Origin of the sequence: Methylobacterium sp. J-088, from assembly GCF_022829295.1 — a bacterium.
Lineage (GTDB): Bacteria > Pseudomonadota > Alphaproteobacteria > Rhizobiales > Beijerinckiaceae > Methylobacterium.
Map to the genome: position 1 here is coordinate 133,646 of NZ_JAKSYH010000136.1, position 25,668 is coordinate 159,313.

Below are 25,668 nucleotides of genomic sequence, written 5' to 3' on the forward strand. Positions count from 1 at the left end.
CATGGCGGATCTGTTGGACCTGACCGGCCAGCACGTGCTGGTGACCGGGGCCTCCAGCGGGCTCGGCCGTCACTTCGCCGGGACGTTGGCCGGCGCCGGAGCGCGGCTGACGCTGTGCGCGCGCCGGGCCGATGCCCTTGCGGACACGGTCGCCGCCGTGACGGCGGCGGGCGGGGACGCCCATGCCGTCGTCATGGACGTGACCGATCGCGCCAGCGTCGAGCAGGCGCTGGACGAGGCCGAGGATCGGTTCGGGCCGATCCGGGTGCTGATCAACAATGCCGGCGTCACTGCGACCAAGCCCGCCCTCGACCTCGACGAGGCGGAGTGGGACGCGGTGCTCGACACGAACCTGAAGGGCGTCTGGCTGGTGGCTCAAGCCACGGGAAAGCGCATGGTCCGGCACGGCGGCGGCAGCATCGTCAATATCGCGTCGATCTTGGGCCTGCGCGTGACCGGCGGCCTCGCGCCCTATGCCGCCTCGAAAGCCGGTGTCGTCCAGCTCACCAAGAGCCTCGCCCTCGAATGGGCGCGCTATGGGATCCGGGTCAACGCCCTGGCGCCCGGCTACATCAAGACCGAACTCAACGATGCCTTCTTCGACTCCGAGCCCGGAAAGGCGCTGATCAAGCGCGTGCCGCAGCGCCGGCTCGGCGAACCGGCCGAGCTCGATGGGCCGCTCCTGCTGCTGGCCTCCGCGGCCGGCGCCTACATGACCGGCAGCGTCCTCGCGGTCGACGGCGGCCATCTCGTCTCGGGCCTGTAGCGGATGGATCAGGAGCGACTGCGCGCCTGGATCGCCGGGCATCTCGGATGCCCGGATCTCGTCATCGAGGAGACACGGCCGCTCGGCGGCGGTTCGATCCAGGAGAATCGCCTCGTCCGCTGCCAACTCTCCGGGGAGACGCGGGCCTTCGTGCTGCGCATGGATGCGCCCGCCACGATCGCGTCGAGCCGATCCCGCGCCGAGGAGTTCCGTGTTCTGGAGACGGTTTGGGCTGCCGGCGTGCGCGTGCCCGAGCCTGTCGGCTTCTGCGACGACCCGGCGGTGATCGGTGGGCCGTTCGCGCTGATGGGGCTCGTCGAGGGCGTCGGGCTCGGGCCGCGTATCGCCAAGGACCTGACCCTCGGTGGCGACCGTGAGCATCTGACGGAAGCCCTGGGCCGTGAACTCGCGCGGATCCACGCAGCCGTCGATCCCGGGGCGCTGCCCGCATCGCTGGCCTTTCTGGGTGCGCCGGACCCGGACCCGGCGCGGGCCGAGATCGCCCGGCTGCGCGCCAGCCTCGACGGGATCGGTGCCCGCCGCCCGGCGATCGAGTGGGGTCTGCGCTGGGGCGAGCTTCGCGCGCCCCCATGCCCGGCGCCGACCCTCGTGCATCGGGATTTCCGAACCGGCAACTACATGGTCGACGCCGACGGTCTCACGGCCGTGCTGGATTGGGAATTTGCCGGTTGGGGCGATCCGGCACAGGATCTCGGCTGGTTCTGCGCCGGCTGCTGGCGCTTTGGCCGACCCGAATTGGAGGCCGGCGGCATCGGCTCGCGCGCAGCGTTCTATCGGGGTTACGCGGAGGCGGGCGGACGGGCGATCGACCCCGCGAGCGTGGCCTATTGGGAGGTGCTGGCGCATCTGCGCTGGGCGGTGATCGCCCTGGAGCAGGGCGCCCGCCACGTCTCCGGCCGCGAGTTCTCCCTCGAACTGGCCCTGACCGGCCGGATGGTGCCCGAGCTCGAACGGGCGATCCTGCGGGCGACGGCCCCGGCGGCGTGGCAATGAGCATGCGGGATGATCCCTCCGGCGCTGCCCTCCTGGACGCCGCGCGTCGGGCCCTGACCGAGGAGGTGGTGCCCGGCCTCACCGGCCGCCCCCGTTACGTCGCCCTGATGGTGGCCAACGCGATCGGCATCGCGTCCCGCGAGATTGCCGAGGCCGACCGCCTGTCGGCGACCGGCGCGGATCTCCTGGCCGGCGAGCCGGTCGAGACGCTGGTCGCCGCGATCCGGGCTGGCGCGCGCGATGCCGATCCGGACCTGCATGCGGCTCTTGAGGCAGTTGCGGCGGTGTCAGCGCAGGTCTGGAAGCCCGGCGCGTCGGGCGGGTGAGCCTCACCTGGAGGGGCGGCTCTTTCGCGGGTTCCTACAATTCACGCGCGCGGTCCCGTAGCACGAACTTCTGGATCTTCCCCGTGGAGGTCTTCGGCAGCGGGCCGAACAGCACGGTCTTCGGCACCTTGAAGCGCGCCATCCGCTCCCGGCAGAAAGCAATCAGCTCCTGATCCGATGGCGGCTCCGCGCCGGGCTTCACCTCCAGGAACGCGCAAGGGCTCTCGCCCCAGGTCGGATCGGGCCGCGCCACCACGGCGGCCAGCATCACCGCGGGATGGCGCATCAGCACCTCCTCTATTTCAAGGCTGGAAATGTTCTCGCCGCCCGAGATGATGATGTCCTTGGCTCGGTCCTTGATCTCGACCGACCCGTCCGGATGCCAGACCGCAAGGTCGCCGGTCCGGTACCAGCCTCCGGCCAGCGCCTGCGCGGTGGCAGCGGCATTGCCGAGATAGCCCTTCATCACGGTGTTTCCGCGGAGCCGGATCTCGCCGACGGTCGTACCGTCTTGCGGCACCAGCCGGTCGGTCGCGGGATCCACCACCGCGGCGGCATCGAGGGTCGCGAGTGGCACGCCCTGCCGCGCCATGCGGCCGTAGCGTTCGGCATCGGTCAGGTCCGCCCAGTCGGGCTGCGCGAGGCAGACGGTGGCGGGGCCGTAGCTTTCGGTCGCGCCATACAGGTGCAGCACCTGGAAGCCCAGTTCCTCCATGGTGCGGATGATCGTCGAGGACGGGGCCGCACCGCCCACCGCGCACCGTACCCGCTGCGGGAAGGCGATGCGCTCCGAGGCTGGCGCATGGGCGATCATGGAGAGCACGATCGGCGCGCCGCAGAGATGCGTGACGCCATGCGCCGCGATCAGCTGGAAGATCGCCGCCGGCTCGACCTTGCGCAGGCAGATCTGGGTCGCGCAGGCGGCGACGCTCGCCCAGGGGTAAGACCAGCCGCTGCAATGGAACATCGGCAGCGTCCAGAGATACACACTCTCGGCGGTGAGCCCGAAGGTGACGGCGTTGCCGAGCGCCTGAAGATAAGCGCCGCGATGGCTGTAGACCGCGCCCTTCGGATCCCCGGTCGTACCGGAGGTGTAGAGCAGGCAGAGCGACTGCCACTCGTCGGCGGGGCCCGCCCAGGCGTAATCCGGATCGCCTTCATCGAGCAGCGCTTCGTAGGGAAGGGCGCCGACGATATCGGCCTTGCCGATCGTCACCACCAGCACGGGCCGCCCAAGTTCCGCAAGGGCGCGCCCGGCCAGGGCTGCAAATTCGGCTTCGACGATCAGCGCGCGGGCGCCGCCATGCGCCAGGGAGAACGCGATGGTCGCGGGGTCGAGGCGCGTGTTCAACGGATTGAGGACGGCACCGAGCATCGGGACGGCGAAATGGGCCTCGATCATCTCCGGGACGTTCGGGGCCAGGATCGCCACGGTGTCGAGGCGCGCGACGCCATGGGCCGCGAGACCGGAGGCGAGGCGGCGGCAGCGTGTATAGAGATCGCTGTAGGTGAGGTGCCGGTCGCCATCGATCACCGCGATCCGGGCCCCGGCGGCCGAGGCTGCGCGCGCCAGGAGGCTCACCGGCGTCAGCGGCACGTGATTGGCCGGATTCCGGTCGAGATCGATCTCGAACGGATGGCGGCCGGAACCGCCGGACGGCGCAGGGTGCGGATCGATCTCCGTCATGATTTTGCCTTCTGACCGGGCGGCGGGCGTGGCGTTCGCTCCGCGATGGGATGATTTCCCGCCGGTTCCTGCTGTCAATCGCTGATCCGCACTGGGCCGGTGCCGCAGCCGGCTTCTGTCACGACGCATGGTTGACGGCGCGTCGGCCGTGGCGGATGCCCATATTCTGGACTCGGCCGATCCGGGCCGGCGGAGGGACGGTGACCGTGGGGAACGACAACCTGCCGATGGTGCCCGTTCAGGCGGGACGGGCTATGGCCGAGGGCAGCGTGGCGCGGGCGCGCGAGGCCTATGAGCGCTTTGCCGAAGCCGGCGAGATGGCGCTCAACGCCTTCGAGACGTCGATGTCCGAAACCTTCCAGGGCTGGCGCTCCGTGATGGGGTCCAGCCGCGAGACCGCCCACCAGTTGAGCGAGAGCAACGTGGCCGGAGCCCGCAGGATGCGCGAGCAATGGGAGGCCGCGGGGGCGCGGCTCTACAATGCGTTCGAGGACAACGCCGCCCATACGCTGGCGGCGATGCGCGAGATCGGGCACCGTGTCTTGGTCGCCTCGGACACGAACATCTGCGCCAACCTGGATTTCGCCGAGCGCATCGCACAGGCCGCCGATGCCCGGGAGGTCGCTTCCCTCAACGTCACCTTCCTGCAGGAACAGGCGCGCCGGCTCACCGACCAGATAGTCGATCTGCATCAGACCACGAGCCGGCTCGCCCGCGAGGCGGCCGTGCGCACCGAAACGCCGTGACCGTCGACATGGCCGCCCTGACGGCCTCGATGCCGCGGCTCGACGATCTCTGCCGCGCCGACGTCCCGTTCCGGACCGGCGACTTCCTCGCCTACGCGCCGCACGACTTCCACCGCATCGCCTACGTCGAGTGGGGCGATCCGGACTCTCCGCACGTGGTCGTCTGCGTGCACGGCCTGAGCCGCCAGGGCCGGGATTTCGATCCGCTGGGCTATCTCCTGGCCAAGATGGGCTACCGCGTGATCTGCCCGGACCTCCCGGGGCGCGGCCTGAGCGGATGGCTCAAGGACCCGGAACTCTACGGCCTGCCGCAATACGCCGCCGACATGGCGTCGCTCATCGCGCATCTGCGGATCCCGGGTAAGATCGATTGGGTCGGCACGTCGCTGGGTGGGCTGACCGGCATGGTCCTGGCCGCCGCGGCCAACACGCCGATCCGCCGGATGGTGATCAACGACATCGGCCCATTCCTGCCCTGGGCACCGATCCGCCATATCGGCTCACGCCTGCGCGATGCGCCGCGCCTGCACCACAACCTCGCTTCGGGGGAGTCGCGCTTGCGCACCGTGCTCGCGGCATTCGGGCCGCTGACCGACGAGCAATGGCGGCACATCGCCAAGCACAGCTTCTTCCCAGAACCGAACGGCGGCTGGCGACCGCATTACGACCCCGGCATCGGCGACGCCTTCCGGCCGGGGCGTGTCTACAGCGTCAGCATGTGGCGCGACTGGGACGCGATCCGGTGCCCGGTCCTGCTGCTGCGCGGCGAGCACTCGGAACTACTCCTCGCCTCCACGGCTGACGAGATGACGCGGCGCGGACCGCTGACGGAGCGCGTCGAGATACCGGATTGCGGCCATGCCCCCGCGCTCCTGGACGACCAACAACTCTCGATTGTAATACGCTGGCTGGGGCCACCGCCGCGCGGGGAGAGGCCGCGCAGCTAAGTTGCCGCGGATGCCGCCGAGTCGCGCGATTCGATAGTCGCTGTTCTACACGTGCCGATTAAGAGCGCCCGTATCCCGCATCCGCGCAAATATTTCATACGCAGGTTCCACGTAGTTTCATCGGTGTTCAATAAGTCGAACTGCTCATGTCTGCAGGATCGCGCGCGGTCGGCGCTGAGGTCGGGCGATCATTTTTGGTATCTTAGATGTCGCGAGCGTGACCTTTCGTTGCACACCGGACTTGGCTATGGCATCTACTGCGCGCAGGCTAGAATCTGTGGTCTGCGATCACGCAGCACTGAGTTGTAGTCGGCGGCTCGGGTTGCGGTTGCGCACACCCGCCAACTAGAGACGACGTTCGGACACCCAAGATGCCCAAGCCCAGCCCCAAGCCGAAGCAGACAACGGCGATCGATCATGGTGTCGGCAGCCGCATCGCGTTCCTGCGTGCGGCGAACGGCCTGAGCCAATCGGCGCTGGCCAGCGCCCTTGGGGTGAGCTTCCAGCAGGTCCAGAAGTACGAGACCGGCAAGAATCGCGTCGGGGCGGGCCGTCTACAAGCGATCGCCGAGCGGCTCGGCGTCCCGGTTTCGAGCTTCTTCGAGCCTGAGCCAGAGAGCGCAACTGGGAATGGACCGTCGCTGCTGCGTGTCAGCGGGGCCGTCGAACTTCTCCGCGCCTACAACCAGATCGCCGACGATCAGATGCGCCGCGATGTTCTCAGCCTCGTGAAGTCGGCTGCGCGTATCGGCCAGGGCCGCACGGCTCCCGCGGCGGAGCAGGTGGCGGTTTGCGACGCGCTGCCGAGCGCCTGAAACCGGTCGCCATCTGTTGACGGCGCGACTGCAACGGGCAATGCCCGAGGCAGGAACCGCAACGGGGCGATCTCGCGTGCTGCCGGCAGACATCGTCCATCTGCTCGCCGACCTGCCGTCCAGCGGGACGGACGAAGACGTGTCCGTGCTGCTGACGGCCCCTGGATTGCGGGTGGAGCGCATCGTATCGACCGGGCAGGCGAATCCGCCTGGCTTTCACTACGATCAGCCCCACGCCGAATGGGTTGTCGTGCTGGCCGGTTCGGCCGACCTGCGGCTTGCCGACGAGGCCGCATCCAGGCGGCTTGATGCTGGCGATGCGGTACTGATCGCGCCGCGCCGGCGCCATCGGATCGATCGGACGGATTCGCCGACCGTGTGGCTGGCGATCCATTTCGGCCCCCAGCTCACAGTTTAAGGCGTCAGGGTTCGTACTGCGCGAGCGTGACCGCCGTGTCGCCGTAGACGCGCCGCTCGTGCTCGGTGAATCCGTCCGGCCAGGCGAGCCGCACGGTCTCGGCTTCCTCCACCACCACGAGTGCGCCTGGCGCCAGCCAGCTGCCGGTCGCCGCGCTCACCAGGGCCCGGGGCGCGAGATCGCGGCCATAGGGCGGGTCGCAGAAGACGAGCGAGAACAGTCCTGCTGTCCCGGCGGGGCCGAGCTTGGTCGCGTCGCGTCGGAAGAGACGCGTCACGCCCTCGGCGTTGAGGGCCTCGATGTTCGATCGGATCACGCCACGCGCCTCCGTCCCGTCATCGACGAGGAGCGCGTAGGCCGCGCCGCGTGACAACGCCTCGAAGGCGAGCGCGCCGGTTCCGGCGAACAGATCGAGCACCCGGGCACCCGTGACAGCCTCGTCGTAGGCATGCGTCAGGACATTGAAGAGCGCCTCCCGCAGGCGATCCGAGGTCGGCCGGATGGCCTCGGTGCTCGGAGCTGCGAGACGTCGGCCGCGCCAGGCGCCGCCGACGATCCTCATCGCGTGCCGCGGGGTGGGCGCCCGCCTCCGGGCTTGCCCCCGCCCGGTGCGCCGCCGGGGCGGCCACCCGGCCGCCCGCCAGGACGTCCACCGGGTCGGCCACCGCCTCCTCCGGCGCCGCCACCGCCGCCACCAAAGCCCTTGCCCGAAAAGCCGCCGGCCTTGCCGCCCGGCCGGGCACCGCCGGCTTTCGCGCCGCCGAAGGCTGGCTTTCCACCACCAAAGGCTGGCTTTCCATCGCCGAAGGCAGGCTTGCCGCCACCCGGCCTGCGGTCCTGGCTCCCGAAGCCGGCTTTCCCGCGCGGCGCACCCGGAGCCGCATCCCGGTCGAAGGGCCGGTCCTGCCGCCCGCCCGCCTTGTTTGGCGGACGCGCATCCGACCGTCCCTCGCCCCAACCCGACTCGGCACCGCGCGCGGGCGGCCGGCGCGGCCGTTCGCCCTGTGCGTCAGCGCCCCGCGATGCCCCATTCCGTTCGCCGCGCGGTGCGGCGGACCCGCGTTCCTGCCCGAAGCCGCCACTCCGGCTGGGCGCGCGCGCGCCCGCCCCGCGCTGCGCACCGGGCGGACCGTCATCGGCATAGCGACGGCGAGCCTTTGCCGGCTGCTCGGCCTCGGCCGGGCTGGCTGCGAGACGCTCCACCACGACCCGGCGGTCCCCCGTCCGGATCGAGCCGACCCTCTCGCGCCCGCGCTCGGCCGCGGCGGCCTGTGAGGCGCGCGGATCGGCGCCGCGGCGGGGGATGCGCGTGCCCCGCGGCTTGGACTCGTCCTCGTCCCGCCACGCGGCCTTGCGCGGAGCCGATCCGGATCCGCCCGTCGCGACGCGCGGTGCGGGCGCAGGACGGGCGGCATTGCGCCGGGGCGCGCCGTCGCCGCCTCCCTGCCCCTGTGCCGATTTCGCGCCGCGATCGGCGGCCTTCGACTCACCGAACGGCGTGATCGGTTCCCGCACCGGACTGTCGAAATCCACGCCCGCCTGTTCGGCCAACGACTTGCCCAGTTGGTCCTTCAGCACGCGGGTCCGGATCTCTTCCACGAGGCCGACCTCGAGATCACCGAGCTGGAACGGCCCGAACGACAGGCGAATCAATCGGTTCACCGACAGACCGAGATACTCGAGGATACGCTTGACCTCGCGGTTCTTGCCTTCCCGCAAACCCAGCGTCAGCCACACGTTGTCGCCCTGGACCCGGTCCAGCGTGGCCTCGACGGGGCCGTATTCCATCTCGTCGATGGTGACGCCTTTCGAGAGCCGGTCGAGCTGCGCCTGATCGATCTCGCCATGGGCGCGGACGCGGTAGCGGCGGAGCCAGCCGGTCTCGGGATGGGCGATGACCTTGGCGAGGCCGCCATCGTTGGTGAGGAGCAGCAACCCCTCGGTGTTGATGTCCAGGCGTCCAATCGAGACGACCCGGGGCAGCTCCTCGGGCAGGATTTCGAAGACCGTCTGCCGCCCTTCGGGATCGCGGGCCGTGGTCACGACGCCGCGCGGCTTGTGGAAGATCCACAGGCGGCTGCGTTCGCGCAACGGCATGGGCTCGCCGTCGATCAAGATCGTATCGTCGTCGGTGACGTTGCGCGCCGGCGAGGTCAGCGTCTCGCCGTTGACGCTGACCCGACCCGCCAGGATGATCGTCTCGGCCTCGCGCCGGGACGCGATCCCGGCGCGCGCCATGGCCTTCGCGATGCGCTCCCCGGGGGGAGTCTGCTCGGCAGCCTCAGGGGCGGCTGGCTCTTCGGCGGATGGTTCTTCGGCCGCCGGTGCAGGGACGGACTTATCAGCGCGTGGCTTCGCCGGACTCGGCTTCGGGACCACGCCAGCCGGATCGGCGTCGCGATTGGCATCCGTTGTCGCGCTCCAAGCCTCGGCTCGTGCGCGCTCGGGGTCCGGGCGGTCGGAACCCCCGGCTGTGTCGTCGTTCGGCAAGTCGCTCATGCCCGGGCCTTACCAGAGCCCGTACCGGCAGGCGAGACAGTCTTTCAAACCGCTTGGCCGGATGGCCAACGCGAAAGGGCGTCCCCGAAGGAACGCCCTTTCCGTATGGTGATGGATGCCGGGCGCGAAAGCGGCGTACGCCGCTGGACGATCGCGGATCAAAGTCGGGGTGAACGACCGCGCATCACGCCGAATACGGCGGAGATCAGAAACAGGGCGATCGCGACGAAGAACACGATCTTTGCGGCCTCTATGGCCGTGCCGGCGATCCCGCCGAAACCGAGCAAAGCCGCAACGAGCGCGACGACGAGAAACGTGACAGCCCAACCGATCATGGCATCCTCGCGTTGTTCAGGCCGATCCAGAGTGGGAACCCGCCCGCGGCGGGTGCCGTTCCGATCAGCGCATGACGATCAGAGCTTGTCGGTCGCCGACTTCACGGTGTCCTTGGCGTCGCCGACCGTGCTCTGGGTCTTGCCCTTCAGCTCCTGAGCCGCACCCTCGGCCTTCAGCTTGTCGCTTCCGGTGACGTCGCCGATGCCCTGCTTGGCCTTGCCGAGAGCCTCGTTGGCGGCGCCCTTGATCTTGTCCGTGGTGCTGCTCATGGGAGTGTCCTTCACAAAGGCCGGCGGCGGCGCCGCACGAGACGCTAAGAACGGCCAGGGTCGGGCGAATGTTCCAAGGCTTAACATTGCTCTGGATCAAGACATCCGGCGCATTCGTTCGGGGCGCGGCGGGGCGGTGTCATGACGGCTGACACGACGGTCCCTGGGGGCATCGCCACGGCGTTCGATCAGGCTTTCGCGGCGGCCCGGCAGGCTGCGGCGGACGGGGAAGTGCCGGTGGGCGCCGTCGTTGTCCGGGACGGGACCGTGCTCGCCGTCGCCCACAATCGCCCCCGCGCCCTGCGGGATCCCACCGCCCATGCGGAGATCCTGGCGATCCGGGCGGCCTGCGCGGCGATCGGCGATGAGCGGCTGATTGGCTGCGACCTCTACGTGACCCTGGAACCATGCCCGATGTGCGCTGGTGCGATCTCGTTCGCGCGGATCCGGCGGCTCTACTACGGGGCGTCGGACCCCAAGGGCGGCGGCGTCGAGCACGGCCCGCGTGTCTTCAACCAGCCGACCTGCCACCACGCGCCGGAAGTCTATAGTGGTTTTCGCGAGCGCGAGGCCGGAATGCTCCTGCGGGACTTCTTCGTGTCGAAACGGGTATGATCGGCGAAATAACCGCCCAAGGCCGCATTCCGAGCCGGAGGACACCGTCATGGTTCCAGCCTATTCCCGTGCCCTGATCGTCGGCGCCGGCCCCGGCCTCAGCGCGTCCCTGGCCCGGCTCCTCGCGGCGGATGGGCTGCGGATCGGCCTCGCCGCGCGCAACGTCGAGACGCTCGCCGGTCTGGCCGCGGAGACAGGCGCCGCATTCCACGCCTGCGACGCGAGCCGGCCGGAGCAGGTCGAAGCACTGTTCGCGCAGATGGAGGCCGCCCTCGGGGGCGCGCCCGACGTCGTGGTCTACAACGCGAGTAGCCGACTGCGCGGCCCGGTGGCGGAGCTGGATCCGGCCGCGGTGGCCGAGGCGCTGATGGTCAGCGCGTATGGCGGGTTCCTCGTGGCGCAGGCTGCCGCGCGACGCATGCTGCCCCATCGCCACGGGGCGATCCTCCTGACTGGCGCCTCGGCGAGCGTGAAGGGCTTCGCCGGTTCGGCGCCTTTCGCCATGGGTAAGTTCGCCCTGCGCGGCCTCGGTCAGAGCCTCGCCCGCGAGTTGCAACCGCAGGGCATCCATGTGGCGCACATCGTCATCGACGGTGCCATCCGCAATCCGGCCCGCGGCGGCGAGCCGGCGGACGCGCCCGACAGCCATCTCGATCCCGATGCCATCGCGCGCGCCTATCGGGATCTGCTGCGTCAGGATCGGAGCGCGTGGACGACGGAGCTGGAACTTCGCCCCTGGACGGAGCGGTTTTGAACAGGTTTACGGGTTCACCCGCAGGCCGAGCAGGAAGGTGTTGTCGCTGAAGCTCGCCCCCGCCGCCGTGCTGTTGATCTGCTGGTAGATGTACGTGCCGCGCAGGGTGAGCCAGCGGGTCAGGTGGTAATCGAGCCGCGCGGTTGCCGAGACGCCATTCTCGCGGATCGTGCTGCCCTGGTAGGTGTTCTTCAGGAACGAGCCACCGACAACGATCGACAGGTTGCGGAACAGGTCGTGCTGGACTTCGAGCGTCGCCACATCCGTGAGGATGCCGCTCGAGCCCGGAATCGTCGTCTCGGTAATGCCGGTGGCGGCGGTGAGGCGGACCGTGGTCAGCGGGCTCATCGACCAGACGAGGGCGGCGTTGACCAGCGGTGCATCGATGGTGCGCAGGGTCGGATCGACGTATTCACGATGCTGGATGCCCGCCGAGATCTCGCCGGTCAGCGAGCGCAACAGGCCGAAGCTGGCGCCGACCAGGAACGAGATGCCATTCGAGTCGCGCCGGATCCCGTTCTGGTCCCGCTGTAGATCGTAGACGCGCGTATCGCCCAGAATATCCACGAACGGGCTGAAATCCGGATTGACCTCGTACGCCGTGCGTAACTGCAGGCTGTACTGGTTGAGATTGCGATCGGCCTGATTGATGATCGTCCCGTCCGACAGGCGGGCATTGTCGAACTCCGAGCGGTCGATCGAGCCGCGCAGGGTGAAGGACAGACGGTTGAACGTCTCGGTGGCACCGAGGGACGCGCCGTAGACCGCCAGCAGCGGACGCGTGGTGGCCGACGCGGCTTGAAGATTGGCGGTACCCAGCTGCAGGTTCGGGTTTCCGGTCCGTTGCGTGTCGACCAGGAAGCGGCCCTCCGCGTCGATGTGCAGATCGCGATTCGCGTCGAGGCGCCAGCGCACGACGCCGTCCGCGGCCGGCCGGCTGGCGGCCTCGTTCTGGGGCGTTTCGAGATAGGCGCCGCGCAGGGAGCCCTGCAACGAACTGGAGGCCCAGTTGCTCTGGAAATCGACGGCGGCGTCGGTGCGCAGCGCCACCGATCCCCGCGCGAATTGCCGGGAGGTCTGGTCGGGATTCGAATCGTAGCCGAGGCTCTGGGCGAAGCTCGGCAGCACCGTGAAGGTGCCGACTTGGTAGCCAATCGGTGCGTAGGCGGGATCCGTGGGGATCGGCCGCGCGAGGTCGGTTCCCAGGATGAAGCCCGGCGTCAGCAGGCCCAGGGCGGACGTGTTGGCGAGCAGCGGGAGGATGGGTCGAAGCTGGGTCGGCGCCGGCGGCAGCGGCACGCCGACCACCGGCTGCTGGATGATCGGTGTGAGCTTGATCGCCGGGCTCGGCACCTGGGTAATGTCCTGGGTGATCCTCCGGGTCGCGGAACCGAGCCGGCGCGGCGGTGCGGCCCGCGATCGGAGCAGGGCCGAGGGTGCCAGGTTGCTCGGTGCCGTCGAGGAGCCCCCCGTACGCCGGCCGCCACTCGTGACGCGGGTATCGAGCTGCGATGCGCCCGGCTGGGTCTGCCCCTGCGCCGGAACCGGGGGCGAGAGGGGAGAGCGCAGGCTGTCGCCGCCGGTCTGATCGCCGCCCAGTGCGTCTCCAGTCGGCGAGCCGCGGCCATCGTCCCGCGACAGCCCGTTCGACAAGCGTTGTTGCAAGGCCGGCAGCCCGTTCGGTCCCGCTTCGAGACCAACACCTGGATTGTCGGGCTGCCCGGTCACGGGGCTCGCCGCATCGAAGCGTTGGGCCGCCGTCGGCGACGCGGCAAGCGCCAGCGTCAGGGCCGCGTAAGCGAGCCGTTTCTCGTGCCGTTCCCGTCGATCAGGCCGCGTCGTCCGCACTTGATCCCGGTCTCCACAAATATCTCGGCTATTCAGCGCCGAAATTTATCGTCCAGATGGCAGCCGAATGGGCCATCGACATGGTTAATTCAGGCTAGCGGAGCGTGGTTAATGTGCCGTCAACGGCGGCCCCGGCCAGCATTCGAACGCCGCCGTGGTCTGTGACACGCGTAACGACAGTCCGATTGAGATTTGCATTTCAATCCGCTAGGATCTGACAGACTTCGATCGTGTCTAGTTCGGTTCGGACGATCTGGATATTCGGCAGAACAGGGGTCGATCATGATTGGCAATGTAGAAAGCGAACATTCGGGGCACATCGAGCTCGCGGTCGATATCGTCGCGGCTTATGTGTCGAACAATTCGGTGCCTTCCACCGAACTTCCCGGGTTGATCGACGTCGTCCACACGGCCCTGAGCCATCTTGTCACCACTGGGCAGGGCTCGAATGGACCGGCCGAGAAGCTGACGCCGGCGCAGATCCGCAAATCGATTACCCGAGATCACATCGTCAGCTTCGAAGATGGGAAGCGCTACAAGACGCTCCGCCGGCATCTCACGCTTCGCGGGCTGTCGCCCGAGGCCTACCGCGCGAAGTGGGGATTGCCGCGGGACTATCCGATGACGGCGGCCAGCTATTCCGAGCAACGGTCCGAACTGGCGCGTGCACTCGGGCTGGGACAGCAGCGCCGCAAGTACAACGGTGCGGGTGGAGCCGCGGTGAAGGAGTTGGCGCAAGTGGCGGCGAAGGAAGCGCCGGCTGTGCACACAGCGAAGGCGCGGGGTCGCAAGAAGACTCCGGCGTGAGCGGGTTCGACCGGCGGGTGCGCGTTCAAGAGCCGCTCAGGCGCTTCGCGCTCCCGGAACTCCGTACCCGAAAGCACGCGGCCTCCGCGGACGCGCTTCTATGTCCAAGTCCGGTTGCGCAGCGCGCAACCGTGCGCCGCGTCATCGCGGCTAGGCAGGCGGCGCGATGCTGCCATCCTGCGCATGTTGCTTCGCACAATCGCGATCACCCTGCGCCGGAGAGAGTTGCCGTGCCGCCGTTGCCGATCCTCGCCCTTGCCGTCGCGTCCTTCGGGATCGGCACCACGGAATTCGTGATCATGGGCCTGCTGCCGGAGGTGGCGCAGAGCTTCGGCGTCACCATTCCCCAGGCGGGGTATCTCGTGTCCGGCTACGCGATGGGTGTGGTCGTGGGCGCTCCGGTCGTGGCGATCGCGACGGCGCGTCTCCCGCGCAAGACTGCGCTGCTCGCCCTGATCGGTGTGTTCCTGGCCGGAAACCTCGGCTGCGCGGTGGCGCCGACTTACGGCCTGCTCATGGCGGCGCGGATCCTCACGGCGTTCGCGCACGGAGCGTTCTTCGGCATCGGCGCCGTGGTGGCACGGGATCTCGTGCCGCGCGAAAAGCGCACGCAGGCGGTCGCGCTGATGTTCACCGGGCTCACGCTCGCCAACGTCCTCGGCGTTCCCCTCGGCACGGCCCTCGGGCAGGAAGCGGGATGGCGTTCGACCTTCTGGGCGGTTGTCGGGATCGGGCTCGCGGCGGCCCTCGCGATCCAGCTCTGCGTGCCCGCCGGGCTGCCCGGCACACGTGGGCGCCTGATCAGCGAGTTCCGGGCCCTCGGCCGCTGGCCGGTCCTGCGGCCGATGCTGATCTCGACCCTGTCGTCGGTCAGCTTCTTCACGGTGTTCACCTACATCACGCCGTTCCTCACCAACGTCAGCGGATTCACGCCCCACGGGGTGACCCTCGTGCTGTTCGCCGCCGGGATCGGCCTGACCATCGGCAACCTCGCGGGCGGCCATTTCGCCGACCGGGGCCAAATGGCGACGATCATCGGTAGCTTCCTGGGCATCGTCACGGTGCTGCTGGTTCTGACGGTCGTCGCGCATCATGCGATCGCGACCATCGCGGTGCTGGTTCTGTGGTCCGGGCTGGTCTTCGCCCTAGTCTCGCCGTTGCAAATCTGGGTCGTCGAGGCCGCCAGTGACGCGCCCAATCTCGCTTCTACGTTGAATCAGGGGGCCTTCAACCTGGGCAACGCCACCGGCGCCTGGATCGGCGGCACGGCGTTGACGCTCGGGATCGATTACGGCGAGCTGCCGCTGATCGCGGCCGCGGTCTCGCTGATCGGCCTCGGCCTCACGGTCTCGGCCGTGAGCCGCTCCGGCCGGCGGATTTTTTTATCCTCCGCGAAGGGTGTTTGAGCCCGCGGGGGGGCGGCCCGCGCATAGCGAACGGTCTCCTCTCCCCGCGCATCTCCGCACCGGGCGCCCTTTCTGTCCATCTGCCGACCTTCCAGGCTCTGCGCCGTTCAATCCGCCCGGACGAGATCGCCGAGCAGACTTGCCGCCACCGTGGCCTTGGAGACCGTCAGGCCGGAGGTGCGGATCGCGTCCACCGCGTCGCGGATCCGCGCGAGCGACGCGCCCCGGGCCTTCGCCCAGGCCTCGACCGCGTTGGGTCCCGCGCCCAGATCGGCCACGACTTCGGCGGTCAGCTTGCGATGGGCGGCGGCGATGCCGGCCACGGCGCGCTCCAGGGCGACGCGGTCGAACGTGTCGGCCACCGGGACCGTGCGCGCCGCCGCGGCGAGGTCGTCGAGGCGGAAGGCATGTTCCAGGGCAAAATGCGTGGCCGCCACCTCGTCGACCGGCCGGCCGCTCGTCTCGGCGACCCGTACGATGTCCGGCGCCGCGATGAGCGCCGTGAGGGAGGCGAGCCGCCGGGCTTGGGCTGGCGCCATGCCGAGACCGCCGAGTTCCGTGGCCCGCGCGTCGATCGCCGCCCGCGCGGTCGCGTCGAGGGCCTTCGGTAACGCCGCCTCGACCGCCGCGATGCCGTCCCGGTAGCGCGCCACCACCGGGGCGAGGCCGCCGGCGAGATCGAGGTTGCGGATGAACCAGACGATCCGGTTCATCAGCAGTTCCTGCACCTCTGCGTAGAGGCCGAGCTGGCCCTGGCCGGAGATCCGGCCCGCCACGCCGTCGATCGCGAGGTTCAGCTCCATCAGGCCGAACGCATCCCGCGTCACCGCATAGGCCTTGGCGATGGTGGCGGCGTCGGCGCCGGTGCCGTCGACGAGCCGGGTCACCAGGGATGGGCCGCCCCGGTTGACGATGATGTTGGCGAGCGCCGTGGCGATGATCTCGCGGCGCAGCCGATGCCCCTTCACGGCGTCCGGAAACTGCTCGCGCAGCGCCTTCGGGAAGTAGCGCTGCAATTCCCGCTCGAAATACGGGTCGTTCGGCACGGCGCTGTCGAGGATCGCGTCGTGCAGCGACAGCTTGGCGTAGGCGAGCAGCACCGCGTATTCCGGCCGGGTCAGCCCCTCGTTCCGGCGCAGGCGCTCGGTCAGCGCCGCGTCGTCCGGCAGGAACTCCACGCCCCGGTCGAGGCGCCCCTCCGCCTCCAGCGCCTGCATGGTCCGCATGGCGAAGCCCGTCTCGCCGAGGCCGCCGCGTTGGGCGAGCGAGAGCGCCAGCGTCTGCAACTCGTTGTTGCGCAGAACCAGGTGGCCGACCTCCTCGGTCATGGTGGCCAGCAGGGTGTTGCGGGCCTCGTAGCTGAGGCGCCCGTCACGCTCGGGCGTCATCAGGGCGATCTTGATGTTCACCTCGACATCCGAGGTGTTCACGCCGGCGGAGTTGTCGATCGCATCGGTGTTGAGCCGGACGCCCGCGCGGCCCGCCTCGATGCGCCCGCGCTGGGTCAGGCCGAGATTGGCACCCTCGCCGACGACCTTGGCGCGCAGCTCCGGCCCGGTGATGCGCACGGCGTCGTTGGCCCGGTCGCCGGCATCCTCGTCGGTCTCGGTGGTCGCGCGGACATAGGTGCCGATGCCGCCGAACCACAGCAGGTCGGCCGGCGCCTTCAGGATCGCCTGCATCAACTCGGCGGGCGTCGCCTCGGGACGGTCGAAGCCCAGGGCCGTCCGGATTTCCCCCGAGAGCGGGATGGTCTTCAGGCTGCGCGGGAACACGCCGCCGCCCTGCGAGATCAGTGCCCGGTCGTAATCCGCCCAGGAGGAGCGGCCGAGATCGAACAGACGCCGCCGCTCGGCAAAACTCGCCGCGGCGTCCGGGTTTGGATCGAGGAAGATGTCCCGGTGGTCGAAGGCCGCGATCAGCCGGAGGCTCTGCGACAGCAGCATGCCGTTGCCGAACACGTCCCCCGACATGTCGCCGACGCCGACCACTTTGATCGGGTCGGTCTGCACGTCCACGTCGATCTCGCGGAAATGGCGGCGCACCGCCTCCCAGGCGCCCCGGGCCGTGATGCCCATGCCCTTGTGGTCGTAGCCCTGGCTGCCGCCGGACGCGAAGGCGTCGCCGAGCCAATGGCCCTTCTCCAGCGAGAGGGCGTTGGCGATGTCCGAGAAGGTGGCGGTGCCCTTGTCGGCGGCGACCACGAGATAGGCATCGTCCGGGTCGTGCCGCACCGTGTCGGGCGGCGGCACGATCGCGTTGTCGACGATGTTGTCGGTGAGTTCGAGCAGGGTGCGGATGAAGATCCGGTAGCTCTCGGTGCCCTCCTGCATCCAGGCGGCGCGGTCCGTGGGCGGCGGCAGGCGCTTCGGGAAGAAGCCCCCCTTCGCGCCGACCGGCACGATCACGGCGTTCTTCACCTGCTGGGCCTTCACGAGGCCCAGAATCTCGGTGCGGAAATCCTCCGGCCGGTCGGACCAGCGCAGGCCGCCCCGCGCCACGTAACCGAAGCGCAGATGCACGCCCTCGACCCGCGGTGAATACACGAAGATCTCGAACAGCGGTCGCGGCAGCGGCATCGCCGCCACCTTCGCGCAGGAGAACTTGAAGCTGATCGTCTCCCGCGGCTTCCCGTCCGCGCCTTTCTGGAAGAAGTTGGTCCGCAACGCCGCCTCGACGAGGTTGACGAAGCGGCGCAGGATCCGGTCGTCGTCGAGGCTGGTGACATCGGCCAGGGCACCTTCGATCTCAGCACGGATCTCCGCGGTCCGCGCCGTCCGGTCGCCGTCGGTGGCGGGGTCGAACCGGACACGGAACAGGTTCACGACGGACCGGGCGATGCCGGGATGCCGGCTCAGGGTGCCGGCGAGGTAATCCTGACCGTAGCGGATGCGCAGCTGACGGAGGTAGCGGCCGAACGCGCGCAGCAGAGCCGCTTCCCGCCAGTCCAGGCCGGCCTCCAGGATCAGCCGGTTGTAGCCGTCGGATTCGGCCGCTCCGTCCGCGATGGCGAGCAGCGCGGCTTCGAGGGGGTGTTCGAGATCGGCCAGCGCGATCGGCGCGCCGCTGGCGCGCTCGAGCAGCATGTCGTGCAGCCAGACCCGATCCGTTTCGCCAGCGCCCGTCGGCACGACCCGGTAGGTACGCTCGTTGATGACGCGAAAGCCGAGATTCTCCAGCACCGGCACGCGGTCAGACAGCGCGATCGCGGTCCCGCGCGAAAAAACCTTCAGGCGCACCTGTGCGTCCGCGTCCGAGCTACGACGGCCCAGATGCACCGCCCGCGGCTGGGCCTCGCCCAGGTTCTCCAGGATCGCGACGTCGTCGACGGCGACATCCGGCTGGAAATTGTCCCGATAGGCCGCCGAGAACGCATCCGCGTACCGCGCGGCGAGCAGGCGTGCCCGGTCGCCGCCCTGGCGTTCTGCGAGGGCGGCCCGCAGGGCGTCGCCCCAGGTCCGGACCAGGGCGCCGATACCGGCTTCGAGGCTCGCCGGGTCGATTTCGGGCGCACCCTGATCGGGCAGTCCGACGATGTAATGCGTGCGGGCGAGGGGACCTTCGGGGAAATCCGGGTAGGCGGCGCTGAGCCGTCCGCCATAGGCCTCGGCGAGGTAAGCGCCGATCCGCGCGCGCACCGTGGAATCGTAACGGTCCTTCGGGACGTAGACGAGGAGCGACACGAAGCGGCCGAAGCGATCCGGTCGCGACAGCACGCGGATCCGCGGCCGGTCGGCGAGGTTGGCGATGGCCAGGGTGAATCGATACAGCCGCTCGATATCGATCTGAAACAGCTCGTCGCGCGGATAGCTCTCCAGCACCGCCAGCAGGCTGCGGCCGGCATGGCTGGTCGGGTCGAGCCCGGCGCGGGCGACGACGGCTTCGACCTTCCGGCGCAGCACCGGCACCTCGCGGGTGGGGCTCGTGTAGGCGGTGGCGGTGAACAGGCCGACGATCCGCACCTCGCCCGAGAGCTTGCCCGCACCGGAGAACAGCTTGATGCCGAGATAGTCGAGATAGGCCGAGCGGTGGACGCGGGACTTCACGCTCGCCTTGGTGATGATGAGCGGTTGCGGCTCGTCCAGGAAGGCGAGGATCTCCGGGGTGTAGTCGACCGGCGTCCGGCCCCGGCGCAGCGGGGTGGCGCCGGGATCGCGCAGCACGCCGAGGCTGGATCCCGGAACCAGGGGATGGGCCTCGCCGTCGATCCCGTGCTGCTGCATCCCGAGCAGCAGGAACTGGCCGTCGATCAGCCATTCCAGGAATGCGCGCGCCTCCTCGGTCTCGCGCTCGGGCATCGGTGAGGGCGAACGGCCGAGCTGCCCGGCGAGGTCGGTGAGACGGGCCAGCATGGCGTCGTGGTCGTCGCTCGCCAGCGCCACGTCGCGGTAGACGGCCACCAGGGCCTCCTGAAGCCGCGCGCCGGCCTCGGCCTCGATCCGGTCGAGGTGGATATGGATGAAGCTCTCGCGCGCGAGGCTGCCCTGGTCATCCGCGGTGGTCTCGCCGACGACGCGGACGAGGGCGCCCCCGGCATCGCGCTCGACACCCAGGATCGGGTGCGCGACGAGGTCGGGCGACAGGCCGCGCTCGGCGAGTTCGGCCAGGGTCGAATCGAGCAGGAACGGGCGGTTGTCGTTGATGACTTCGAGGATGGTCGCCTCGCGCCGTCTGCCGTCCCTCACGAGCTCGACATCGCTCAGGCGTATCCGGGCGGGGTCGCCCGACCGACGGGGATCGGCGAGGAATGCCCGGGCCCTGGCGGCGAGGTCGGCAAGCGTACCGGCCGGATAAGGCGCCAGATCCTCCGGCGTCACGCGGCCGAGCAGGTCGCGCACGAAGCCACCGGGCCCGCCCTGCTGCCCGACGATCTCGGCGGCCGCCTCGATCAACCCCGTGCGGGCGGATTTCTGCTCCGAGGAGGACAGTGCCGTCGCGGTTTCGAGTGTCATCGCGCTTCTCCAGAACCGGGTCTGCCGGCCCCAGGCCCCCCGATCGCGTTGGACGCGGGAGCGGCGCACGGCCGTGGATCTGATTCGCACACCAGCGGGACCGATGTCCCGAGCGGCGCGCCCTAGCGATAGCAGGGTGACCCGCCGTGTCGATGACAGGCCGCGCAGGTATGGGGGCACCGGGTGTCGATCGGCCCGAACCGTCAGGGTTGGCTTGAACCCGGGCAAAAACGTGTATATGCACGCATTATGACCGAGGCCGCTCCGCTCGAGCCCTGCACCTGCTCCGCCCTGCGGCGTGCGACCCGCGCCGTCACGACGGCGTACGACAGCGCGCTGAAACCGGTCGGGCTGCGGGTGACGCAGTTCGCGATCCTGCGCCTCCTACAGCGCCTGGGGCCGACTTCGGTGACACGCCTCGCCGCAGAAGCCGCGCTCGAACGGACTACGATGGGCCGCAACCTCGATCCGCTGGAACGGCGCGGCCTCGTGCGAATCACGGCCGGCGAAGCGGATGGCCGCGAGCGCGTGGTCGCGCTCACCGAGGCGGGCGAAGGTGCCATCGCGGATGCGATCCCCCATTGGCGCGCCGCGCAGGCCCGTATCAACGCCCGGGTCGAGCCCGGGGCCGTCGCCGCCCTGGCCGAGGCCCTGGCCTCCGCTTCCTGATCGACCCGTTTTCGCCCCCGGAGCCCGACCATGTCAGCCCTTGCCGCGAAGAATCCTGCGCCACGTCTGCACTATGCCTGGGTCGTCGCCGCGGTGACATTCCTGGTCCTGCTCATCGGTGCCGGTGTGCGCGCCACGCCGAGCGTGCTGATCGTGCCCTGGGAGCGTGAGTTCGGCTGGACCGCGGCGACGATCGGGGTCGGGATCGCGCTCAACATCTTTTTGTACGGCATGATCGGCCCGTTCGCGGTGGCCATCATCGAGCGGTTCGGCCTGCGGCGCGCCGTCTGTACGGCGCTGCTGATCCTGGCGATCGGCACGGCGGCCACCAGCCTGATGACCGCGCCCTGGCAGATGGTTCTGCTCTGGGGCATCGTGGTCGGCTCAGGCTCAGGCATGGTCGCCAACGTGCTCGGCGCGACGGTCGCCGGACGCTGGTTCGCCAAGCGGCGCGGGCTGGTCATCGGAATGCTCACGGCGAGCAGCGCCACGGGGCAGCTGGTCTTCCTGCCGGTGCTCGCCTCCCTCGCGGTGGGGCAGGGCTGGCGCTCGGTCTCCCTGGTGGTCGCGGCCGTGACGCTGGCGCTGATCCCGCTGGCGGCGTTCTTCCTGCGCGATCGGCCGGCCGATCTCGGCCTGCCCCGCTACGGCGAGACCGTCGTGACGCCGACACCGGTGCTGACTGAGAATCCGGCTGTGCGGGCGCTCCGCGGCCTGCGGATCGGTCTGCGCTCGAAGGATTTCTGGCTGCTCGCCGGCACCTTCTTCATCTGCGGCGCCTCCACGAACGGACTCGTCGGCACCCACCTGATCCCCGCCTGCATCGACCACGGTATCGCCGAGGTCACGGCCGCAGGCCTGCTGGCTCTGATGGGCATCTGCGACCTGATCGGCACGACGGCTTCGGGCTGGCTCACCGACAGGTTCGATTCCCGCAAACTGCTGGCGTGGTATTACGGGCTGCGCGGGCTTTCGCTGATCTTCCTGCCGTACTCATTCGATCTCAGCTTCTACGGCCTGTCGCTGTTTGCGGTGTTCTACGGGCTCGACTGGATCGCCACCGTACCGCCGACTGTGCAGCTTGCCGGGAAGTCGTTCGGTGAGGAGAACGCCGCGCTGATGTTCGGCTGGATCGCGGCCGCGCACCAGATCGGCGCCGCCTCGGCGGCCTGGCTCGCCGGCATGGTTCGGACCGATACCGGCACCTATTTCGGCGCCTTCGTCTCGGCCGGCCTGCTGTGCCTTGTGGCGGCGCTGATGGCGACCTTCGTGGGACGCAGGCCGCAGGAGCCGGCCCTGCGCCCGCTGCCGGCCTGAACTGCGCCGGGCGGGCTCGGTTGCCATGAGCGTGCCGCGATGGGGGCGCCCTGAACGAGCCGTTCCCGCGCAGCCCGAGGCCCGCCTTGACCATCGCAGTCCGGCCCGTGCCGTCACCAGCCCCGGAGGTGCGCCCGTCGCGCCCCTGGTCAGGTCCGGGCTTCGCCGAGTTCGTCGCCATCATCGCCTTGATGATGGCGGTCACGGCGATCTCGATCGATAACCTGCTGCCGGCCTTCCCGGCGATCGAGGCGCGCTTCGCGGTCGCAGATCCGAACCGGCTGCAGCTGCTCGTCTACGTCTACATGATCGGATTCGGCGTCGCGCAGATCGTGTACGGGCCGATCTCGGATGCGGTCGGGCGCCGGCCGGTGCTGCTGGTGAGCCTCGCCATCTACGTAATCGGCTGCGGGCTCGTCATGGTCGCGCCGAGCTACGGCTGGCTGCTCGCAGCCCGGATCATCCAGGGGATCGGCGCGGCCGGCGGCCGGGTGCTGTCGGTGGCGATCGTGCGCGACCGCTTCGCCGGCCGCGAGATGGCGAGCGTGATGTCGTTCACCATGATGGTATTCCTCATCGTGCCAATGATCGCCCCGGCGATCGGCGGCATGATGCTGGCGCTCGGATCCTGGGTCTACGTCTTCGTGTCGATGCTGGTCCTGGCCTTCTGGCTGACCGTCTGGTTCTCCTGGCGCATGCCGGAGACCCTGCATCCGGAATACCGGCGCCCGCTCTCGCCGGCCGCGACCTGGGCGGCGATCCGCCTGACGCTGAGGAACCGGGTCGCGATCGGCTACACCACCGCGCTCGGACTGCTGACCGGCTGCATCATGGGCTATGTCGGCTCGGCCCAGCAGGTCTTCGATACCGGCCTGTACCATCTCGGTCCGCTCTTCCCCCTGGCCTTCGGGCTGGTGGCCGGCGCGATGGGCACGGCGACGCTGATCAACGCCCGGGCCGTGCGGCGGCTCGGCATGCGGACCCTGTCGCATGCCGGCGTGATCGCCTTCACGCTGGTCGGTCTGATGCAGGTCGGCGTCGGGCTCGCCTATGACGGGCATCCGCCGCTGGGTCTGTTCCTGGCGATCCTGGCGCTCAACCAGTTCCTGATCAGCTTCGCGATGCCGAACTTCAACGCGCTGGCGCTGGAGCCGCTGGGCGCGATCGCCGGCACGGCCTCCTCGTTCCTCGGGTTCTACACGACCATCCTCGGCGCCCTGTGCGGCTTCCTGATCGGCCAGGCGTTCGACGGAACTGTGCTGCCGGTGGGAATCGGCTATGCCGCGCTTGGCGGGCTGGCGCTCCTCGTCGTCGTCTGGACCGAGCGCGGTCGATTGTTCCGGGGCGGCGTGTCTGGCTGAGCGTCTGGCTTAACCGGGTCTTCAGCGGCTCGGGCCAAGCTTCCGGGGTCTCCCAACCGACCGGATCCCCGATGCTCGACCGCGCCCAGAACGGAACGCTTCTCGCCGCGCGGCTGCTGCTCGCCGCCGCGCTCCTGCCCACGGGGATCGCGCGGGCGCTCAACGTCTCGGGCTTCGCGCTGACGCTCGCGGGCGGCGGGGTGCCGTTCCCCAACGCCGTCGCGACGGGCGCGGTGGTGGTGCAGGTCTTCGGGCCGCTGGCCCTGATCCTCGGCGTGCTGCCCCGGCTCACCGGGCTGGCACTGGCCATCTTCGCGGCGCTGACCGCCTTCGTGCTCCATGCCTTCTGGCACTATGTCGGCCCGGCGGCGGTCGCCGAACGCACGTTGCTGCTGGCCGATCTCGGCCTCGCGGGCGGATTCCTCATGTATGCCCTTGCGGGCCCCGGTGGCTGGAGCTGGCAGGGTTGGCGTGCCGGGGTGGGGGCGGAAGCGCCGAAAGCCAAGCCCGCCGCCGGAAAGGCCGCCCCCAAGGCGTCGGCGGCGCGGAGCGGTGGGAAGCGCCCCGCCGGCAGGACACCCGCCCGCGCGGCGGCCTGATCGCCGGAACGCGCCTCAACCGTGCCGCGGCTGCATCTCGGTCGCGGCCGGCGGCGTCTGGGCGACCATCCGGCGTCCGGAGATTTCGGCTCCCGCATCGGGCGACAGGTTGCGGAAGGCCAAGACGGAGGCCGCCGAGATCACCGCCACCGCGAAGAAGGCGGGCCCGAAATCGACCGCCTCGATCTGGGTCCGGCCATGCAGGCCGGCAGTCCCCTCAAGGGCCAGGGCGCCCAGCGTTACGCCGAGGCTCAAGGAGAGCTGCTGGCAGACGCTCGCAAAACTCGTCGCCGCGCTCATCTCTCGCGATTCGAGATCGGCATACGCGATGGCGTTGACGCAGGTGAACTGGATCGAGCGCGAGCAGCCGCCGACGAACAGCAGGGCCACCATGATCCAGTGCGACGTCTGCGCCGTGTAGAATCCGTTCACCGCCAGGAAGGCCGACGCCACCAGCGCGTTCCATGTCATCAAAGTCCGAAAACCCGTGCGGCGCAGGATCTTCGGCGCCAGCGTCTTCACGAACATCGCGCCGGCCGCCGCCGCGAAGGTGATCAGCCCCGAATGCAGGGCGTCGAGCCCGAACCCGACCTGCAACATCAGCGGGAGCAGAAACGGGATCGCCCCGGTCCCGATCCGGAACAGGCTGCCGCCGAGTATGGCGACCCGGAAGGTCGGCCGCTCCATCAGGTCGAGCCGCACGATCGGGTGGGCGACCCGCCTTGCATGGGCCCAGTAGAGCGGCAGCAGGATCGCGCCGCCCGCGAGGCAGCCCCACGAGACCGTGGCCGGCAGCAGGTGACGCCCCATCGCGGCGAGGCCGAGCATCAGCGCGGCGAGCCCCGAGCCGAGCAGCAGGAAGCCCAGGATGTCGAGGGGCGGCCGCTCAGCCTCGCGGACATCCTCGAAGTAAAGGGTCGCCAGCACGATGCCGGCGCAGCCGATCGGCAGGTTGATGAAGAAAATCCAGCGCCAGTCGAACCACGTGGTGATCAGGCCCCCGACCGGCGGCCCGAGCACGGGGCCCACGAGGGCGGGGAAGGTCAGGTAGGCCAGCGCCGTCACGAGCTGCGATTTCGGCACGCTGCGTAACACGACGAGGCGCCCGACAGGCACCATCATGGCGCCGCCCATGCCCTGAAGAAACCGCGCGGCGACGAACCACGCCAGCCCGTTGGCGGCTGCACAGGCGAGGGAGCCGGCCATGAACACGACCAGAGCCGCGCGAAAGACGGTGCGTGCGCCGTAGCGGTCGGCCATCCAGCCGCTCACCGGGATGAAGATCGCGAGACTGACCAGATAGGACGTCAGGGCGAGCTTGAGGGCGATCGGATCCTCGTTCAGGCTCGCCGCGATACTGGGCAGCGCTGTGGCGATCACCGTCGAATCGGTGTTCTCCATGAACAGGGCGGTGGCGACCGTCAGGGGGACGATCCAGAACGGTCTTTGAGCGGGGGAGGACATTGGAGGGCAGACGCGCATCGCGCCGTGCCGGTTGCACGACGGCGCCGCCGAAC

General features: G+C 69.6%; 23 protein-coding genes. 15 read left to right on the top strand and 8 right to left on the bottom strand.

Features of this window, described 5'->3' with window-relative positions; genetic code table 11:
• Position 1 precedes the first annotated feature (1 nt).
• Genes MKK63_RS14690 through MKK63_RS14700 form a run of 3 tightly spaced genes read left to right on the top strand, consistent with a single transcriptional unit; the run spans position 2 to position 2,106 of the window.
• Complete coding sequence (locus MKK63_RS14690; protein WP_244002897.1) at positions 2-766, top strand: SDR family NAD(P)-dependent oxidoreductase; 765 nt, start codon at positions 2-4, stop codon at positions 764-766.
• Positions 767-769: 3 nt separating this feature from the next.
• Positions 770-1,780 carry a phosphotransferase family protein gene (locus MKK63_RS14695; RefSeq protein ID WP_244002899.1) on the top strand — a complete coding sequence of 337 codons (1,011 nt, stop codon included), beginning with the start codon at positions 770-772 and terminating at the stop codon, positions 1,778-1,780.
• A complete protein-coding gene (locus tag MKK63_RS14700; protein ID WP_244002901.1) occupies positions 1,777-2,106 on the top strand; it encodes a DUF6285 domain-containing protein in 330 nt (109 codons plus the stop codon). The genes MKK63_RS14695 and MKK63_RS14700 overlap by 4 nt, the downstream gene beginning before the upstream one ends.
• 34 nt (positions 2,107-2,140) lie before the next feature.
• Here MKK63_RS14700 and MKK63_RS14705 read toward each other — a convergent pair whose 3' ends face one another.
• Positions 2,141-3,793, bottom strand: a complete 1,653-nt coding sequence (locus MKK63_RS14705) for an AMP-binding protein (protein ID WP_244002903.1) — start codon at positions 3,791-3,793, stop codon at positions 2,141-2,143.
• A gap of 200 nt (positions 3,794-3,993) precedes the next feature.
• On the opposite strand from MKK63_RS14705, the gene MKK63_RS14710 reads away from it, so the two are divergent.
• From MKK63_RS14710 to MKK63_RS14725, 4 genes are all read left to right on the top strand, one after another.
• Complete coding sequence (locus MKK63_RS14710; protein WP_244002906.1) at positions 3,994-4,539, top strand: phasin family protein; 546 nt, start codon at positions 3,994-3,996, stop codon at positions 4,537-4,539.
• On the top strand, positions 4,536-5,486 hold the full coding sequence (locus MKK63_RS14715; protein ID WP_244002908.1) for an alpha/beta fold hydrolase: 951 nt from the start codon (positions 4,536-4,538) through the stop codon (positions 5,484-5,486). The genes MKK63_RS14710 and MKK63_RS14715 overlap by 4 nt, the downstream gene beginning before the upstream one ends.
• Positions 5,487-5,857: 371 nt before the next feature.
• On the top strand, positions 5,858-6,301 hold the full coding sequence (locus MKK63_RS14720) for a helix-turn-helix domain-containing protein (protein ID WP_244002910.1): 444 nt from the start codon (positions 5,858-5,860) through the stop codon (positions 6,299-6,301).
• A gap of 79 nt (positions 6,302-6,380) precedes the next feature.
• A complete protein-coding gene (locus MKK63_RS14725; protein ID WP_279574677.1) occupies positions 6,381-6,719 on the top strand; it encodes a cupin domain-containing protein in 339 nt (112 codons plus the stop codon).
• A 4-nt stretch (positions 6,720-6,723) separates the two neighbouring features.
• Here MKK63_RS14725 and rsmD read toward each other — a convergent pair whose 3' ends face one another.
• The 4 genes from rsmD to MKK63_RS14745 form a co-directional block, all read right to left on the bottom strand.
• Positions 6,724-7,281, bottom strand: a complete 558-nt coding sequence (rsmD, locus tag MKK63_RS14730) for a 16S rRNA (guanine(966)-N(2))-methyltransferase RsmD (RefSeq protein ID WP_244002914.1) — start codon at positions 7,279-7,281, stop codon at positions 6,724-6,726.
• Entirely contained in the window at positions 7,278-9,218 is a 1,941-nt protein-coding gene (locus MKK63_RS14735) for a pseudouridine synthase (protein WP_244002916.1), read from the bottom strand. The genes rsmD and MKK63_RS14735 overlap by 4 nt, the downstream gene beginning before the upstream one ends.
• A gap of 158 nt (positions 9,219-9,376) precedes the next feature.
• Positions 9,377-9,553, bottom strand: coding sequence for a DUF1328 domain-containing protein (locus MKK63_RS14740; protein WP_244002918.1), 177 nt, complete (start codon positions 9,551-9,553; stop codon positions 9,377-9,379).
• Between the two features lie 78 nt (positions 9,554-9,631).
• Entirely contained in the window at positions 9,632-9,823 is a 192-nt protein-coding gene (locus tag MKK63_RS14745; protein WP_243921169.1) for a CsbD family protein, read from the bottom strand.
• A 141-nt stretch (positions 9,824-9,964) separates the two neighbouring features.
• Here MKK63_RS14745 and MKK63_RS14750 point away from each other — a divergent pair, with 141 nt between their 5' ends.
• Together MKK63_RS14750 and MKK63_RS14755 are read left to right on the top strand one after the other, a co-directional pair.
• The gene (locus tag MKK63_RS14750) at positions 9,965-10,438 is read left to right on the top strand and encodes a nucleoside deaminase (protein ID WP_244002920.1); all 474 of its coding nucleotides are present in this window, start codon (positions 9,965-9,967) and stop codon (positions 10,436-10,438) included.
• Between the two features lie 49 nt (positions 10,439-10,487).
• Positions 10,488-11,192: an SDR family NAD(P)-dependent oxidoreductase gene (locus MKK63_RS14755; protein WP_244002922.1), complete on the top strand. Its 705-nt coding sequence runs from the start codon at positions 10,488-10,490 to the stop codon at positions 11,190-11,192.
• A 6-nt stretch (positions 11,193-11,198) separates the two neighbouring features.
• On the opposite strand, the gene MKK63_RS14760 is transcribed toward MKK63_RS14755, so the two are convergent.
• Positions 11,199-13,040 (bottom strand): outer membrane beta-barrel protein, encoded by a 1,842-nt coding sequence (locus MKK63_RS14760; protein WP_244002925.1) that lies wholly within the window; start codon positions 13,038-13,040, stop codon positions 11,199-11,201.
• A 282-nt stretch (positions 13,041-13,322) separates the two neighbouring features.
• Between MKK63_RS14760 and MKK63_RS14765 the strand changes: the two genes are divergently transcribed.
• Positions 13,323-13,847: a MucR family transcriptional regulator gene (locus MKK63_RS14765; protein ID WP_244002926.1), complete on the top strand. Its 525-nt coding sequence runs from the start codon at positions 13,323-13,325 to the stop codon at positions 13,845-13,847.
• Between the two features lie 230 nt (positions 13,848-14,077).
• Positions 14,078-15,253 carry an MFS transporter gene (locus MKK63_RS14770; protein ID WP_244002928.1) on the top strand — a complete coding sequence of 392 codons (1,176 nt, stop codon included), beginning with the start codon at positions 14,078-14,080 and terminating at the stop codon, positions 15,251-15,253.
• A gap of 107 nt (positions 15,254-15,360) precedes the next feature.
• Here MKK63_RS14770 and MKK63_RS14775 read toward each other — a convergent pair whose 3' ends face one another.
• The gene (locus MKK63_RS14775; RefSeq protein WP_244002955.1) at positions 15,361-20,205 is read right to left on the bottom strand and encodes an NAD-glutamate dehydrogenase; all 4,845 of its coding nucleotides are present in this window, start codon (positions 20,203-20,205) and stop codon (positions 15,361-15,363) included.
• A gap of 249 nt (positions 20,206-20,454) precedes the next feature.
• Here MKK63_RS14775 and MKK63_RS14780 point away from each other — a divergent pair, with 249 nt between their 5' ends.
• The 4 genes from MKK63_RS14780 (at position 20,455) to MKK63_RS14795 (ending at position 24,151) form a co-directional block, all read left to right on the top strand.
• On the top strand, positions 20,455-20,874 hold the full coding sequence (locus MKK63_RS14780; RefSeq protein ID WP_244002957.1) for a MarR family winged helix-turn-helix transcriptional regulator: 420 nt from the start codon (positions 20,455-20,457) through the stop codon (positions 20,872-20,874).
• A 30-nt stretch (positions 20,875-20,904) separates the two neighbouring features.
• Complete coding sequence (locus MKK63_RS14785) at positions 20,905-22,191, top strand: MFS transporter (protein ID WP_244002960.1); 1,287 nt, start codon at positions 20,905-20,907, stop codon at positions 22,189-22,191.
• Positions 22,192-22,385: 194 nt separating this feature from the next.
• Positions 22,386-23,552 (top strand): multidrug effflux MFS transporter, encoded by a 1,167-nt coding sequence (locus MKK63_RS14790; protein WP_313901770.1) that lies wholly within the window; start codon positions 22,386-22,388, stop codon positions 23,550-23,552.
• 71 nt (positions 23,553-23,623) lie between these two features.
• On the top strand, positions 23,624-24,151 hold the full coding sequence (locus MKK63_RS14795; protein ID WP_244002964.1) for a DoxX family protein: 528 nt from the start codon (positions 23,624-23,626) through the stop codon (positions 24,149-24,151).
• A 15-nt stretch (positions 24,152-24,166) separates the two neighbouring features.
• On the opposite strand, the gene MKK63_RS14800 is transcribed toward MKK63_RS14795, so the two are convergent.
• Positions 24,167-25,615, bottom strand: coding sequence for an MDR family MFS transporter (locus MKK63_RS14800; RefSeq protein WP_244002966.1), 1,449 nt, complete (start codon positions 25,613-25,615; stop codon positions 24,167-24,169).
• Positions 25,616-25,668 lie beyond the last annotated feature (53 nt).